The 14482-nt window shown below is 65.1% G+C and carries 17 protein-coding genes; 8 read left to right on the top strand and 9 right to left on the bottom strand.

Annotated features, from left to right (window positions below):
- Positions 1-124: 124 nt before the first annotated feature.
- The 3 genes from C8C94_RS26080 to C8C94_RS20405 form a co-directional block, all read right to left on the bottom strand.
- Positions 125-1042 carry a reverse transcriptase family protein gene (locus tag C8C94_RS26080; RefSeq protein WP_370449769.1) on the bottom strand — a complete coding sequence of 306 codons (918 nt, stop codon included), beginning with the start codon at positions 1040-1042 and terminating at the stop codon, positions 125-127.
- A 921-nt stretch (positions 1043-1963) separates the two neighbouring features.
- Complete coding sequence (locus tag C8C94_RS20400; RefSeq protein WP_121422003.1) at positions 1964-2455, bottom strand: GNAT family N-acetyltransferase; 492 nt, start codon at positions 2453-2455, stop codon at positions 1964-1966.
- A 46-nt stretch (positions 2456-2501) separates the two neighbouring features.
- On the bottom strand, positions 2502-3182 hold the full coding sequence (locus C8C94_RS20405; RefSeq protein WP_121422004.1) for a cytochrome b/b6 domain-containing protein: 681 nt from the start codon (positions 3180-3182) through the stop codon (positions 2502-2504).
- A 158-nt stretch (positions 3183-3340) separates the two neighbouring features.
- Here C8C94_RS20405 and C8C94_RS20410 point away from each other — a divergent pair, with 158 nt between their 5' ends.
- Positions 3341-3796: a cytochrome c gene (locus C8C94_RS20410; protein WP_055394996.1), complete on the top strand. Its 456-nt coding sequence runs from the start codon at positions 3341-3343 to the stop codon at positions 3794-3796.
- Positions 3797-4038: 242 nt separating this feature from the next.
- Here C8C94_RS20410 and C8C94_RS20415 read toward each other — a convergent pair whose 3' ends face one another.
- Positions 4039-4542 carry a peroxiredoxin gene (locus C8C94_RS20415; protein WP_121422005.1) on the bottom strand — a complete coding sequence of 168 codons (504 nt, stop codon included), beginning with the start codon at positions 4540-4542 and terminating at the stop codon, positions 4039-4041.
- 204 nt (positions 4543-4746) lie between these two features.
- Between C8C94_RS20415 and C8C94_RS20420 the strand changes: the two genes are divergently transcribed.
- Genes C8C94_RS20420 through ptsP form a run of 5 tightly spaced genes read left to right on the top strand, consistent with a single transcriptional unit; the run spans position 4747 to position 9028 of the window.
- A complete protein-coding gene (locus C8C94_RS20420; RefSeq protein ID WP_055395000.1) occupies positions 4747-5295 on the top strand; it encodes a hypothetical protein in 549 nt (182 codons plus the stop codon).
- Positions 5292-6575 carry an MFS transporter gene (locus C8C94_RS20425; protein ID WP_121422006.1) on the top strand — a complete coding sequence of 428 codons (1284 nt, stop codon included), beginning with the start codon at positions 5292-5294 and terminating at the stop codon, positions 6573-6575. The genes C8C94_RS20420 and C8C94_RS20425 overlap by 4 nt, the downstream gene beginning before the upstream one ends.
- Positions 6572-7024 carry a PTS sugar transporter subunit IIA gene (locus C8C94_RS20430; protein ID WP_121422007.1) on the top strand — a complete coding sequence of 151 codons (453 nt, stop codon included), beginning with the start codon at positions 6572-6574 and terminating at the stop codon, positions 7022-7024. The genes C8C94_RS20425 and C8C94_RS20430 overlap by 4 nt, the downstream gene beginning before the upstream one ends.
- The gene (locus C8C94_RS20435) at positions 6993-7262 is read left to right on the top strand and encodes an HPr family phosphocarrier protein (RefSeq protein WP_121422008.1); all 270 of its coding nucleotides are present in this window, start codon (positions 6993-6995) and stop codon (positions 7260-7262) included. Before C8C94_RS20430 ends, C8C94_RS20435 begins: the two co-directional genes overlap by 32 nt.
- Positions 7259-9028, top strand: a complete 1770-nt coding sequence (gene ptsP / locus C8C94_RS20440; protein ID WP_121422009.1) for a phosphoenolpyruvate--protein phosphotransferase — start codon at positions 7259-7261, stop codon at positions 9026-9028. Before C8C94_RS20435 ends, ptsP begins: the two co-directional genes overlap by 4 nt.
- 85 nt (positions 9029-9113) lie before the next feature.
- Here the strand turns inward: ptsP and C8C94_RS20445 are convergent, their stop codons facing one another.
- The 5 genes from C8C94_RS20445 to C8C94_RS20465 form a co-directional block, all read right to left on the bottom strand.
- Positions 9114-9947: a DMT family transporter gene (locus C8C94_RS20445; protein ID WP_121422010.1), complete on the bottom strand. Its 834-nt coding sequence runs from the start codon at positions 9945-9947 to the stop codon at positions 9114-9116.
- Between the two features lie 102 nt (positions 9948-10049).
- A complete protein-coding gene (locus C8C94_RS20450; RefSeq protein WP_121422011.1) occupies positions 10050-10760 on the bottom strand; it encodes an AraC family transcriptional regulator in 711 nt (236 codons plus the stop codon).
- Positions 10761-10792: 32 nt separating this feature from the next.
- Positions 10793-11773: a lipoyl synthase gene (gene lipA / locus C8C94_RS20455; protein ID WP_121422012.1), complete on the bottom strand. Its 981-nt coding sequence runs from the start codon at positions 11771-11773 to the stop codon at positions 10793-10795.
- 15 nt (positions 11774-11788) lie between these two features.
- Positions 11789-12484, bottom strand: coding sequence for a lipoyl(octanoyl) transferase LipB (gene lipB / locus C8C94_RS20460; RefSeq protein ID WP_121422013.1), 696 nt, complete (start codon positions 12482-12484; stop codon positions 11789-11791).
- A 26-nt stretch (positions 12485-12510) separates the two neighbouring features.
- On the bottom strand, positions 12511-12828 hold the full coding sequence (locus C8C94_RS20465) for a YbeD family protein (protein ID WP_055396230.1): 318 nt from the start codon (positions 12826-12828) through the stop codon (positions 12511-12513).
- 276 nt (positions 12829-13104) lie between these two features.
- On the opposite strand from C8C94_RS20465, the gene C8C94_RS20470 reads away from it, so the two are divergent.
- Positions 13105-13578, top strand: coding sequence for an ATP synthase subunit I (locus C8C94_RS20470; protein WP_055396234.1), 474 nt, complete (start codon positions 13105-13107; stop codon positions 13576-13578).
- Positions 13579-13597: 19 nt separating this feature from the next.
- The gene (gene atpB / locus C8C94_RS20475; protein ID WP_121422014.1) at positions 13598-14476 is read left to right on the top strand and encodes a F0F1 ATP synthase subunit A; all 879 of its coding nucleotides are present in this window, start codon (positions 13598-13600) and stop codon (positions 14474-14476) included.
- The last annotated feature ends 6 nt before the right edge of the window (positions 14477-14482 follow it).

The raw sequence follows: 14482 nt of genomic DNA on the forward strand, positions 1-14482 counted from the left end.
GCGCCGAGTTGCTCCCTGCGATGTGGGGCGTTCTGGCTTGGGTCGGCTACCGGGGTCGCCATTGCTGTGGCGAGAACTGGCGAAGCCGGCCATAAACGTGATCCCGGGAAGGCCTTGAGCGGATCTAAATCTCGTTGGAAAACCGTATGGCATGGAGCAGCTGCTGCAGCTTCGCACTGCGTGTCGGCGCCAGCCATTGACTGGCCCATTGGACCTCGCCGGTCAGCCGGGCCCGTTCGCTGATGTCCACCTGGGGCTGTTGGCCCAGCCGGTGCAGGCGCGCCTTGAGGATGTCGAACTGTGTGCGGCTGTAGTTGATGCGCTCGTTGACCACCAGTCCCGTCACATACTGCCGCTGGTGCGCCGGCATCACGCGGGTCTTGTCCGCGCGCAGGGTGAATCCTTCGTCCTGGGCAATGGCGGTCACCCAGGCGCGCAAGTCCACCCACTTCTGGTGCAGCGCCTTTGAACCTGAAAACACCAGGTCGTCGGCATAGCGTGTGTAGCGCGCGCCAAAGCGCTCTGCCAGGGCGTTCAGCCGCAGGTCCAGCCCGAAGGCGCACAGATTTGCCAGGGCGGGCGACGTGGGCGCACCCTGCGGCAAATGGGGCTGTTTCAGGCGCGTGCTGATGGCACGGCGCTGCGCGATGGCCTCCCGCGGCAGGGGGGCTGCTTCCAGCAATCGTTCCCGGACGGCCTGAGGGGTTCGCGTGGTGGTCAGCCGCGTGAGCAGCTCGGCGGCCGGGCGACCATGGCCCAGTGCCCGCCACAGCGCGCGCACGCGGGTGGCCGTGATGCACATGAAGAAATCGGCCAGGTCAAACCGTATCACCACAGCCTGCTGGGTGCGGACCTGTGCGTGGGTGCCCACGCCGTGGCCGCGCACAAAGCCATGCGCGGCCTCGTGCACGGGCACGTCAGCCAGCAGGCTGTCCAGAATGCGGCGCTGCGTGCTGGCCAGGCGCGGGCGGGGCGCCTCCAGCAGGCGCAGCCCACCGCTGGGCTTGGGCAGCAGGCGGTAGCGATAGTGCGAAAGGGGCAGGGCATGACCCCCGTCCTGGCGTTCGCGCCAGTGCGCATGCTCGGGCGCGAGCCACAGGAGGTCATCCAGCGAAACGGCCAGGGCCTCGGTTACGTCGGTGGCGGCCAGCAGCACGGGCGTGGTGCGCTCACGGCCCATCCATGCGGGGTGCGCGCCTGCCGTGGCGGAGCGCAGCAGCCAGTGCAACGGCTCCCCGGTGCGTGGGCTGGCGGCCCAGGTGCGGAAAGCCCGGGCGAGTTGGGGGTCGGGCCATTGGTGCAAAGGCAGGGCTGGTTCGGCGTTTTCATCGTCGTAGCCCACCAGCTCGTCCCAGGCGTTCTGGTCTTTTTCCTCCTGCTGGCCGAGGGTCGTCGTAAGCGACTGCAGGGTGGCGCCATTGCGCAGCCCCGCTTTGCGCCACCAGACACCCCAGCACAGCCAGGTGGCCACGTCCTCAGGCTCCAGCCGCGCCCATTCGGCCCCGGACGCGTGGGACAGGCGGCGCAGCTGTTCGAGCAAGGGCGGGGGCAGTGGAACGGGGCTGTCCGCCAGGGTCGTGTTGTTACCCAGGCAGGCACCTGCGCGCGCTGCCAGTGCCTGGAGGGTGCGACGCTCCGGCTCCCGTGCATCGGCCAGCACGGCCATGGCCAGCGCCTTGGCCAGTGCGCGTGTGCTGGCTGGAGTCTTCGTCACGAAGCTGCGAAGTGTAGGAAGTTGGCCCGGTGCCAACCTGCGGGTTGGGTGCGAACTGCACGCCACGGGTGGCGGGAGGTTCGCGCGCCGCGATGGACGCGTTGGAAGACAACACCGTGGGGCTGCCCCACGGCTCGATCCTGATCAACAGGCTCGAAGTGCTTGGCACCGGGCCGGTCTGATTCTATAGTTGCTATAAATTTAATAGCTATTGATGCAATACCAGTGAGCGCCAGGCGCCAAAAAAACTCAAGAAATATCAACCTTGAGGTAGTGCGCCCCCGCAATGGGGTTGTGGTAGTAGGGTGGAATCTCTTCAAAGCCCAGGTCGGTGTACAGCGCCCGGGCCGATTCCATGTCGTCGAGCGTGTCGAGCAGCACGCAGGCGTAACCCGCCTGGCGCGCCCGGTCGAGCATGGCCTCCGCGAGTTCGCGGCCCAGGCCGAAGCCCCGGAAGGCTTTGCGCACGTACAGCCGTTTCATTTCGCTCGCGTTGGGGTAGTCGGCCGTATCCAGTGGCCGAAGGGCGCAGCAGCCGGCAATCGCCCCTTCGACCTGGGCCAGCAGCAGTGCGCCGCGCGGCGGGCCGTAGTCGCCGGGCAGGCCCGCGAGTTCGGTCTCGAAGTCCTGGAAACACAGGTCTACGCCGAGGGTGTCGGCGTACTCCCGGAAGATGGTGCGGACCGCTTCCATCTCGGCGGGCGAGGTGGGGGTCAGCAGGGTGACGGAAGGCTTGTCCAAAACGCAGTAGTTCAAAACAGCGGAAGCCGCAGTGTAGCGAGTCTGGCTAGAACCCCGCCGCAGCCCCCAGAGAGGACACCCACCAGGCCAGCGCGGCACTGAGGGCCAGCACCACCAGCGCCACGGCCCGGCTGGTCAAGTCGTCGCGAGACGGCGTGGCCGGGGCGGGCAGCAGTTTGTCGCCCTGCAGCATGGGCCGGACGAGGCGTTGGCGGCGAACCAGCACATAGAAAATGATGGCGATCAGGTGCAACCCCACCAGCCCCAGCACCAGGTACTGGCCAATTTCCTTGTGGTAGCCCGTGGCCTGGCCGACCACTGCATTCGACACAAACCGGGTGAGCGGGCCAGCGAAGGCGATCTCGTCATCACTGAGCAAACCGGTGGCCACCTGGGCCACCAGCACGGCCAGCAGCGCAAAGACCGACAGGGCGCCCAGTGGGCTGTGGCCAATGCTGTCTTCGGCGTGGGCTGAGCCGCGCAGATACCGCAGCACCCGCATCGGGGAGTACAGAAAACTCGTGAAGCGCGACCAGCGCCCGCCCATCAGCCCCCAGACCATGCGGAACATCAGCAGCGCCAACACGCCGTACCCCAGCCGGAAATGCCATTCCATGGCGTTGCCCCCCACCTTGGCGGTGATGACCAGGCCCACGACGCTCGCGGCGAGTGCCCAGTGGAAGATGCGGGTGGGAAGGTCCCAGATGCGTACGGAGTGTTGCGTCATGGCGGCGGGGCAGGGTGGTTGGACGAAGGGTGGTGGGCCGCATTGTGAAGGAGGCGGGGTCAACCCGAAAGAGCATGCCCGCTGCGAAATGGGCGGTAAAACGGCATACTTGCCCCGGGCTCTCAGAGCCTGTCCACCCACGAAAAAGGAATCCCCCTATGAAAGCACTTGCCGCGTTCGCCCTTGCCGCCGCTACGCTGACCTTGTCTGCACCGGCCTCTGCCCAGTTCGCCAAGGCGGAAGACGCCATCAAATACCGCCAGAGCGCGCTGTTTGTGATGGGCCAGCACTTTGGCCGCCTCGGGGCCATGGCCAATGGCCGTATCCCGTTCGACGCCAAGGCCGCGCAGGAGAACGCGGACGTGGTGGCGCAGATGGCCAAGCTGCCCTGGGCAGGATTTGGCGCGGGCACCGACAAGGGCGCGCCCACCAAGGCACTGCCTGAAATCTGGACCGAACAGGCCAAGTTCAAGGAGCATTCCGACAAGCTCGAAGCCGAATCCGTCAAGCTGGCCGCTGCGGCCAAGACGGGCAATCTGGACAACCTCAAGACCGCATTCGGCGCGGCCGCCGGCACCTGCAAGGCCTGCCACGACAATTACCGCGCGAAATAAGGCACATCCCCCTGAGCGGCTGCGCCGCTTCCCCCTTCTCTCTACGCGCTACGCGCTCCGGGAAGGGGGACGGCGCCAGCGCGGCGGGGCGGCCCTTGCGCGGCGTCCGCTCGTCTGGGCAACGCCAGTTTCAGAGGTAATTTGAAAAATTGATAGCTGCTGGCGCTTGCCTCATAAGCGCAAAAGGCCGATTTCTCATGAAATCGGCCTTTTGTCTTTGGAAGGACTGACGGAGGCGCAGCTCAGGTCTCTGCGAGCAACTTCTCTATCAATTGATGCAACTCGGGGAAGTTCGGCGCCCCCACATAGGTTTTCACGATCTCGCCGCGCTTGTTGACGATGAAGGTTGAGGGCGTGAGGCGCACATCGCCCCAGGCCTGGGCCACCTTGCCGGTGTTGTCGATCGCCACCTTGAAGGGCAGTTTGCGGGTTTCGGCAAAGTTCACCACGTAGCTGGGCGGGTCGTAGCTCATGGCCACGGCCAGCGTGTCGAAGCCTTTGGCGTGGTACTTGTTGTAGGTGGCCACGATCTCGGGCATTTCGGCCACGCAGGTGGTGCAGCTGGTGGCCCAGAAATTCACCAGCGTGACCTTGCCGCGCAGATCGGCGGTGGATTGGCTCGTGCCGTTTAGCAACACGAAGGTGGATTCCGGTGCCGCAGAGCGGCCTGTATCCAGGTACACATAGGCACCCACGGCCGCAAATGCTGCCACTGCCACCCCTGCCGCCCAATGCTTGATCGCCATGACTTGTCCATTCATCCTGAAACTGTGGCCCCTGTGGGTACCCGGGCCTGCTACCGGCATTGTGCCGGACCTGCCCTAACAACAACGCCCGTCTTCACGGGTGGCCCGCAGGCCGAACTTCGGATGGAGTCGGCTTGGCGGGCAAAAGTTCGCCCGCAGGGGATGCCGCCTGTTGATCTGGGTCACTGTGCCGATAATCGACCGATGAACTGGACACCAACCCGGGCTGCTGCCCTGCCGCCGTTGCTGTGGCTGCTCGTGGGCTGCAGCCCTGCGCTGAACTGGCGCAGCGTGCCTTTGCCCGAGGCCGGCATCACCATCACCTTGCCTTGCAAGCCCGACCAGGCCACGCGCACGGTCGAACTGGCGGGGGTGCCCGTCGAGCTGTCCATGGCGGGCTGCGATGCCGACGGCGCCACATTTGCCGTGTCGCATGCGGCCCTGGCAGACCCTGCCCAAGCGGGCGCTGCCCTGCGGCACTGGCGGGCCGCTGTGGTCGCCAACCTCGGCGCGGGCGCCGCAGCCACGGCGGCTGATGCGCCGTATGCCCCCAAGGGTGCACTGCCCCTGCCGCAGTCGGTGCGCACCGTGGTGCAAGGCCAGCGTGCCGATGGCAGCCCCGTGTTTGCCCAGGGCGTGTGGTTTGCGCGCGCTGCGGGGCCGCAGATGCGGCTGTACCACGCGGTGGTTTACACGGGCAAGCCCCGCCCCGAGTTGGCCGACCAGTTCTTTGCAGGGATGGTGCTCCAATGACCGGGCATGCGGTGTTGCCCAGGCGGGCAGCGGTCATCGTTTTTCTGGCCTTTGCCTTCGCCTACTTCCTGTCGGCGCTGGTGCGGGCTGTTACGGCCACGCTAGCGCCCACACTGGCGCAGGAGTTTTCGCTGCAGGCCAGCGACCTGGGCTTGCTTGCGGGCGGGTACTTTCTGGGCTTTGCGGCCACGCAGCTGCCGCTGGGCACCTGGCTGGACCGGCATGGCCCCCGCAAGGTGGCGCTGGGATTTCTGGGCGTGGCCGTGGTGGGCAGCCTGGTGTTTTCGGTGGCGACGGGGTTTTCGGGCTTGCTGGCCGGGCGTGTGTTGTGTGGTGCGGGCGTCAGCGCCTGCCTCATGGCGCCGCTCACGGGCTATAGGCGCTGGTTTGAGCCCACGGCGCAGATGCGCGCCAACTCCTGGATGCTGATGACGGGCTCGCTGGGCATGGTGGCGTCCACGCTGCCTGTGCAGTGGGCACTGCCCTTGGTGGGGTGGCGGCCGCTGTTCTGGGGCTTGGCGGCGCTGATCGCGCTGTCGATGGTGGTGATTGCCGTTTGGGTGCCCGGCTGGGCGGCGGGCACACCGGGCGCGGGCGGTGGCGGTGGTGCCACGGCGGAGCGCGGCCCCAGCAGTGTCACTGTGCCACCGGGCTATGCGATGGTGTGGCGCCACCCGTATTTCCAGCGCCTGGCGCCCCTGGGCTTCTTTGTGTACGGCGGCATGGTGGCCATGCAGACCCTGTGGGCAGGCCCATGGATGCAGCGGGTGGCGGGCTACTCGCCGCTGGAGGCTGCCACGGGGCTGTTCTGGATCAATGTGGCCATGCTCTGCACGTTCTGGACCTGGGGCATGGTCAACCCTTGGCTGCTGCGCAAGGGGCTGGGAGCCGACCGGCTGATGGCTGCGGGCTTGCCGCTGTGCCTGGTGGTGTTGCTGGGCATCATTCTCGCGGGGCCGCAGGCGGGAGGCGGTGCCTGGGCTCTGTTTTGTGTGTCGTGCACGTTTGTGTCGCTGTCGCAGCCTGCGGTGGCCATGGCGTTCCCGCAGGCGCTGGCGGGGCGCGCGCTGTCAGCCTACAACCTGGTGATTTTTGCGGGCGTGTTTGTGGTGCAGTGGGGCATTGGCCTGGGGGTGGACGCCTTTGCCGCGGCCGGCCTGTCCACAGTGCAGTCGTTCCAGGCCGCGATGGCGGTGTACCTGGCGTGCAACGCGGTCGCCTACGCGTGGTTCCTGCTGCAGGGGCGGCGCCATAATGTGCTGCAAACCACCACGCCATGAGCACCACCAGCATCCTCATCATTGCCCACGCCCCGTTGGCCCATGCACTGCGCGAATGTGCGCTGCATGTGTTTCCCGACTGCGGCGACAACGTGGCTGCTCTCGACGTGCAGCCCAACCAGCCGCCCGAAGAGTCGCTGGCACAGGCCCGCATCATGCTGCAGCAGCTGGGCGCAGATTCCACCCTGGTGCTCACCGACGTGTTTGGTGCTACCCCCTGCAACGTGGCGCAGCGCGTGATCGAGAGCGTGCGCTCGCGCCTGGTGACGGGGGTCAACCTGCCCATGCTGCTGCGGGCCGTGAGCTACCGCCACGAACCCCTCGACGCGGTGGTCACCCGCGCCGTGGTGGGGGGCACCCAGGGCGTGATGCAGGTGGCCATCTCCGCGCCGCAGAACCAGAACACCCGTAATCGACATGATCAAGATACGTACGACCATCAGCAATAAATTGGGCCTGCATGCCCGCGCTTCGGCCAAGCTGACCAAGCTGGCTGGCAGCTTCCCCTGTGAGGTTTTCATGAGCCGTGGCGACCGCCGCATCAACGCCAAGAGCATCATGGGCGTGATGATGCTGGCCGCCGGCATGGGCACTGAGGTGGAGATTGAAACCAACGGGGATCGTGAACAGGAGGCCATGGATGCCCTGCTGGCCTTGATTGCCGACAAATTTGGTGAGGGTGAATGACTTTTTCCGTCCACGGTCTCGCAGTCGCTCGCGGCATTGCCATCGGCCGTGCCGTGCTGGTGGCGTCCAGCCGTGTGGACGTGGCGCACTATTTTGTGAAGCCAGAACAGGTCGAGGGCGAGATTGAGCGGGTGCGCAACGGCCGCAATGCCGTGGTCGAGGAACTGCAGCGCCTGCAGACCGACATGCCCGCCGATGCGCCGCATGAGCTGACCGCGCTGCTCGACGTGCACCTGATGCTGCTGCAGGACGAGGCCCTCACGGGCGGCGTCAAGCACTGGATCACCGAGCGCCTGTACAACGCCGAGTGGGCGTTGACCACGCAGCTTGAAGTCATCGCGCGCCAGTTCGACGAGATGGAGGATGAGTACCTGCGCGAGCGCAAGGCTGACCTGGAACAGGTGGTCGAGCGCATCCTGCGCTACATGAAGGGCGTGGCCAGCCCCGTGGCGCCGCCGGTCAGCAGCCCGCGCCGCCACAAGCAACTGGGCCTGCAGCAAGACCTGCTGCTCGACGACACGGTGGACGTGCCCCTGGTGCTGGTAGCGCACGACCTCTCGCCTGCCGACATGCTGCAGTTCAAGCAAAGCGTGTTTGCGGGCTTTGTGACCGATGTGGGGGGCAAGACCAGCCACACGGCCATCGTGGCGCGCAGCATGGACATCCCGGCCGTGGTCGGTGCGCGCGCCGCCAGTCAGCTGGTGCGGCAGGACGACTGGGTCATCATCGACGGCGATGCAGGTGTGGTCATTGTCGATCCGTCGCCCATCATCCTGGCCGAATACGGCTTTCGCCAGCGCCAGGTGGAGCTGGAGCGCGAGCGGCTGGCGCGGCTGCGCCACACCCCTGCCATCACCATCGACGGCCACAAGATCGAGCTGCTGGCCAACATCGAACAACCCGGCGACGCGGCCACCGCCGTGCGCGCCGGGGCCGTGGGCGTGGGCCTGTTCCGCAGCGAATTCCTGTTCATGGGCAAAACGGGCAACCTGCCCGGCGAGGACGAGCAGTACCGGGCCTACTGCGAGGCCATTGACGGCATGCAGGGCCTGCCCGTCACCATCCGCACCATCGATGTGGGCGCTGACAAGCCGCTGGACCACAAGAGCCACAAGGACAACTACCTGAACCCCGCGCTGGGCCTGCGCGCCATCCGCTGGAGCCTGGCCGACCCGGCCATGTTCCGCACCCAGCTGCGCGCTGTGCTGCGTGCGGCGGCGCATGGCAAGGTCAACCTGTTGTTCCCCATGCTCGCGCACACGCACGAAATTCAGCAGACGCTCGCCCAGGTGGACCTGGCCCGGGGTGAGCTGGATGCGCGTGGCGAACCCTACGGCCCGGTGCAGCTGGGCGCAATGATCGAGGTGCCCGCCGCCGCGCTCATGGTGCGCACCTTCCTCAAGTACTTCGACTTTCTCTCCATCGGCACCAACGACCTGATCCAGTACACCCTGGCCATCGACCGTGCCGACGAGGCTGTGGCGCACCTGTACGACCCGCTGCACCCCGCCGTGCTGCGCCTGGTGGGCGACGTGATTGCCGAGGGCGAGCGCCAGGGCAAGAGTGTGTGTGTGTGTGGTGAAACGGCGGGCGATGTGACCATGACTCGCCTGCTGCTGGGCCTGGGCCTGCGCAGTTTCTCCATGCACCCCGCACAGATCCTGGCTGTGAAGCAGGAGGTGCTACGCGCCGACACGCGCAAGCTTGCGCCCTGGGCGCAGCAGGTGCTGGAGGGCGATGAACCTGCGGCGCTGCTGACCTCTTGAGTAACAGAGTTTTGCTCTAAAAATAGTAGCTGCTAGCGCTTTATAGATAAGCGCTAGAGGTCAATTTGATGCGTACTTCTCATGGTCAGCGCGCCCGCATCCCCATCACTGCCGCGCTGATGATCATCACTGTGGCCAGTGCGATGCTCCAGCTAAAGGTGCGGCCACTCACCACGATCAGCAGCACGGTGGACGCCAGCGGCGTGATGTAGCTCAGGATGCCGATGTGCCGCGCGTCTCCGAGCTTGAGGGCCTTGTCCCACATGAAAAACGACGCCCCCAGCGGCCCCAGGCCCAGCACTGCCAGCAGGGCCCAGTCGCGCGGCTGCAGCGCCACGGCGGGCTCCAACACCACATGGCACAACAGGGACAGCACGCCGGACACCAGTCCGAACAGGCCGATGGCCGTGGTCGGAAAAGCCGCCACGCGCTTGGTCATGAGCGAGTACGTGGCCCAGATGAATGCTGCGGCCAGCGCGGGCAGGTAACCCCAGGCCAGCGTGCCACTCAGCTCGCGTCCACCCGCAATCGCAATGGCTGCGCCCCCAAAACCCAGCAGCGCCGCCAGCACATGCGGCAGGCGCAGCGCCACACCGGGCAGCACCACAGGCGAGAGCACCACGATGAACAGCGGCCACAGGTAGTTCACCAGATTGGCCTCCACGGGCGGCGCGTGGCGCAGCGCAATGAACAGCAGGAAGTGGTACGCAAACAGGCCATACACACCGAGCGCTAGCGTGCGCAGCGGAATGCGCCACTGCGACGGGTCACGCAGCACAAACGGCCAGGCTGGCACGCTGCCGATGATGAGAGCAATGCCCGTGAGCAGGAACGGTGGAATGTGGGTGAGCGAGACACCCAGCGAGGCGAGGGAGGCCCACAGCGCGATGGCGCCCAGGGCGTACAGGTTGGCTTGCATGGCGCCGAGCTTACGCGCGCAGGACATTCGGAATCGTCGCGCAACGATGGTCCGTCGTCGCGTGGTGATCGTCTGCTGGACGCGGCAGCCTTTGTCAGTGATTCAGTGATCTTCAGCGCGCCGCAGTGCCGCCGTGAGGGCCGAGGGCGAGCGGTAGCCCGTGCGCCGCGCCACTTCGGCCACGGCCATGCCTGTGCCCCGCAGCAGCCGCGCCTGTGCCAGGCGCTGGCCGCGCAGCCAGGCCATGGCACCCATGCCCTGGTCTTCGCGGCACCTGGCAGCGAACTGGCTGGGGCTCAGATGCACCTGCGCCGCCAAGTCGGCAACGTTGAGTTCGCGGTGCCATTGCAAGGCTGCCCAGCGCTGCAGAGCAGGCCAATCGATAGTGCGTTGGCGCGTGGATCGGTGGAGGGAAGTATGGGGCGCTGAGCCCGCCAGCCACGCTTCCAGCAGCAATGCCGGGCCGTGGGTCTGCGCCAGCGGGCGGCCTTGTTGCAATGCGCTGGCCAGGTAGTGCGCCAGGGGCAGGGCATCGGTGGGCAGTGCGGTAGTGAGCTGCGCGCTGGCGCACTGCGCCCAGCCGGGGTGGGCGCTGTCGAGCACCAGGCAGACGCTGCCGCGCGACGATTCGAAGTCGTGGCGATCCCCCGGCGCAATCACGCAGCCGCCACCGGGCGCCACGCGCACACCGTGCCCCGCGACTTCCAGGTCCAGTGCGCCGGAGAGACCCAGCAGTATCTGGAAGTGATTGTGGCTATGGCTGCCCGGCGATGCGCCGTAGCGCCGCAGCGAGAGCGATTCCGCCGCGCCCATGATCGTGCTCTGGGTTGCGCGTCCCGCTAGGCTTAAACGCCAGCGGCGTGCGCCTGCTGGTCCGCATGGTAGCTGCTGCGCACCATGGCGCCAACCGCAGCGTGGCTGAAGCCCATCTTGTAGGCCTCTTCCTCGAACATCTTGAAGGTGTCGGGGTGCACGTAGCGGCGCACGGGCAGGTGGCTGTTGCTGGGCGACAGGTACTGGCCGATGGTCAGCATGTCGATGTTGTGTTCGCGCATGTCGCGCATCACCTGCAGGATCTCTTCGTCCGTCTCGCCCAAGCCAACCATGATGCCGCTCTTGGTGGGAACATTGGGGTGCAGGGCCTTGAACTTTTTCAGCAGATTCAGGCTGAACTGGTAGTCGGAGCCTGGGCGCGCTTCCTTGTACAGCCGGGGTGCGGTTTCCAGGTTGTGGTTCATCACGTCGGGTGGTGCGGCTTTCAGGATTTCGAGCGCACGGTCGTCGCGGCCCCGGAAGTCGGGCACCAGGATCTCGATCTGCGTAGCGGGCGACAACTCGCGGATGTTCTGGATGCACTCCACAAAATGGCCGGAGCCGCCGTCGCGCAGATCGTCGCGGTCCACGCTGGTGATCACCACGTACTTGAGCTTGAGCGCGGCGATGGTCTTGGCCAGGTTCAGGGGCTCGTCCTTGTCCAGCGGGTCGGGGCGGCCGTGGCCCACGTCGCAGAACGGGCAGCGGCGCGTGCACTTGTCGCCCATGATCATGAAGGTGGCCGTGCCCTTGCCGAAACACTCGCCGATGTTGGGGCAGGAGGCTTCTTCGCACACCGTGTGCAGCTTGTGCTCGCGCAGGATCTCCTTGATCTCATAGAAGCGCGTGGTGGGGCTGCCTGCCTTCACACGAATCCAGTCGGGCTTCTTGAGCACCTCGGCCTGTTCCACCTTGATCGGAATGCGCGACAGCTTGGCGGCTGCCTTTTGCTTGGCCAGCGGGTTGTAGGCTTCGGTGGATTGCGCTTCGCGGACGACTTCAGGGGTGCTCATGGCTGTAGGCAGAGTTCAGGGCGCCAACCGGATGCTGAGCTGCTGGCCCAGCACCTGCGCGGCTTCTTCCCAGGTGGTGTGGACCCCGATTGTAGAAAGGTCCACTGTTTGCAAACCTGCGTAACCGCAAGGGTTGATGCGCGAGTAGGGTTCCAGGTCCATGGCCACATTGAGTGCCACGCCGTGGTAAGTGCTGTGTCGACTGACCTTGATGCCCAGGGCTGCGATCTTGCCCAGGCCCTCGAAGTCCGGGATTGGCGCCGCCGTGCCGATGCGCTTTTGCGGACGCTGCGGCAGCAGGGCGTGGCTGTGTGGGTCGTCCAGCCGCACATAGATGCCAGGCGCGCCGCCCACGCGGTGGCCCGTGAGGCCAAAGTGCGCCAGCGTGCGGATCACGGCTTCTTCCACGCGGTAGACGTACTCTTTGACGAAGTAACCTGCGCGCTGCAGGTCGATCAGCGGATAGGCCACCACCTGACCGGGGCCGTGGAAAGTGACCTGCCCGCCACGGTTGGTGGCTACCACCGGAATGTTGCCCGGGTTCAGCACGTGATCACTTTTGCCTGCGAGCCCTTGTGTGTACAGCGGTGCGTGCTCGCACATCCAGAGCACGTCGGGTGTACCGGCCGAACGCGCGGTGGTGTAGTCCTGCATGGCCTGGACGGTGGTGGCGTAGTCCACGCGGCCCAGCATGCGAATGTCGATGGTCATGCGGCAAACATGCTGCAGCCTCGGGGCTACAGCACCACTTTCACCAGGGGGTGTGACGACAGTGCGCGGTACAGGTCGTCGAGCTGCTCCCGGCTGGTCGCGGTGATGGTGATGGTTACTCCGAGGTAATTGCCAGCGCGGCTGTCTCGCAGTTCAATGGTGCTGGCGTCAAAAGTGGGGTCGAACTGGCGGGCCAGTTCAGTGACAGCATGCACAAAGCCGTCCACCTTGGCGCCCATGACCTTGATGGGGAACCTGGAGGGGTATTCGATCAACGAGTCTTTGCGTGGATCGTTAGCCTGTGTGTCGAGGCCATTGGCAGGTGGTGGGCTGGAGGTTGTCATGGTGCGTACTGCTTCGGTTTCAATAGCTGGCGGGGCTTTGCCATTGTGCGCCAGCGGGGTTGTTGTGCTGCCGCTGGGGTGCAGGCAGCCTGCCCCAGGCCAGTGCACGGCAGTGCGGGAAGGATGGGAAAAGCCGTTGGCCTGTCACCACAACAGCGCATGCACGCGCACCGGTTTTGGGCCGGGCTTGCAGGTCTTTGTCGTGCGTCACGGGTTTTTACTTATAATTAGAGGCTTTGTGAAAGTTGCAGTCTGTAACGCGGGCGTCATTCAACAATGAAAACAATCCCGCCAGAGACTGAAATTGAGGCTGAAGAATCTGACTTCAAGCCCCTGACGGCCGAGGAGGCCGAGGTGTGGCGCAGTCGCAATCCTTCCATCTCTGTGTGGAAGGTGGTGGCGGGTCAGGCACTGGTCGGGATGCTGGTGGCCCTGGTGGCCTGGGCTCTGACGGGCAGGGCATCGGTGGGCTGGTCTGCGGCTTATGGTGCGCTGGCTGTGGTGGCTCCGGCAGCGTTGTTTGCACGCGGTGTGTTGCGCCATTCGGCGTCTTCCAAGCCGCGTGCTGCCATGGTGGGATTCTTTGGTTGGGAGATTGCCAAGATCGTGCTGACGGTGGCGCTGCTTGCTGCGGCACCTCGGCTGGTGTCGGGCTTGAGCTGGATTGCCTTGCTGGTTGGCATGGTGGTCGCAATGAAAACGTACTGGGTGGCGCTTTTGGTGCGACCCGGTGTCCGAAAAACCGATTGATATAGAGAAGAGTTGTCCGATGGCCGCAGAAGCGCACGCTCCGACTGCAAGTGAATACATCGTTCACCACCTGCAGCATCTTCAAAACGTCAACCAGACCAAGATTGTTGATTTCACCGTCATCAACTACGACTCGATCATCGTCGGTCTGGTTCTGGGTGTGCTCACCCTTTTGATTCTGTGGTCAGCTGCCCGTAAGGCAACCTCCGGTGTGCCCGGTCGCTTCCAGGCGGCGGTGGAAATGCTGGTCGAGATGGTGGACAACCAGGCCAAGGCCAATATCCACAACGCCGAGAGCCGCAAGTTCATTGCTCCTCTGGGTCTCACGGTGTTTGTCTGGATCTTCCTGATGAACTTCATGGACATGTTGCCGGTGGACCTGCTGCCCGCCATCTGGGCCAAGATCTATGGCGCTGCTGGTCATGATCCCCACCACGCCTATCTGCGTGTCGTGCCTACGGCCGACCTGTCTACCACCCTGGGGCTGGCATTTGCCATTCTGATCCTGCGCTTCTGGTACAGCGTCAAGATCAAGGGCGCTGGCGGCTGGGCGCATGAACTCGTGTCGGCTCCGTTCGGCACCAGCAAGAACCCCATCTTCGCCCTGATTCTGGGCGTCGTGAATCTGCTGATGCAGATCATTGAATATGTCGCCAACACCGTATCGCATGGCATGCGGTTGTTCGGCAACATGTACGCCGGTGAACTGGTGTTCATGCTGATCGCCCTGATGGGTGGTGCGGCTGCACTGTCGCTGTCGGGTGTGCTGCTGCCTGTGGGCCACGTCATCGCTGGCACCATCTGGACGCTGTTCCACATTCTGGTGATCTCTCTGCAAGCCTTCATCTTCATGATGCTTGCACTGATCTACCTCGGTCAGGCGCACAACGCGCACTAACGGTTC

Source organism: Acidovorax sp. 94, from assembly GCF_003634645.1.
Classification (GTDB): Bacteria; Pseudomonadota; Gammaproteobacteria; order Burkholderiales; family Burkholderiaceae_C; genus Acidovorax; species Acidovorax facilis.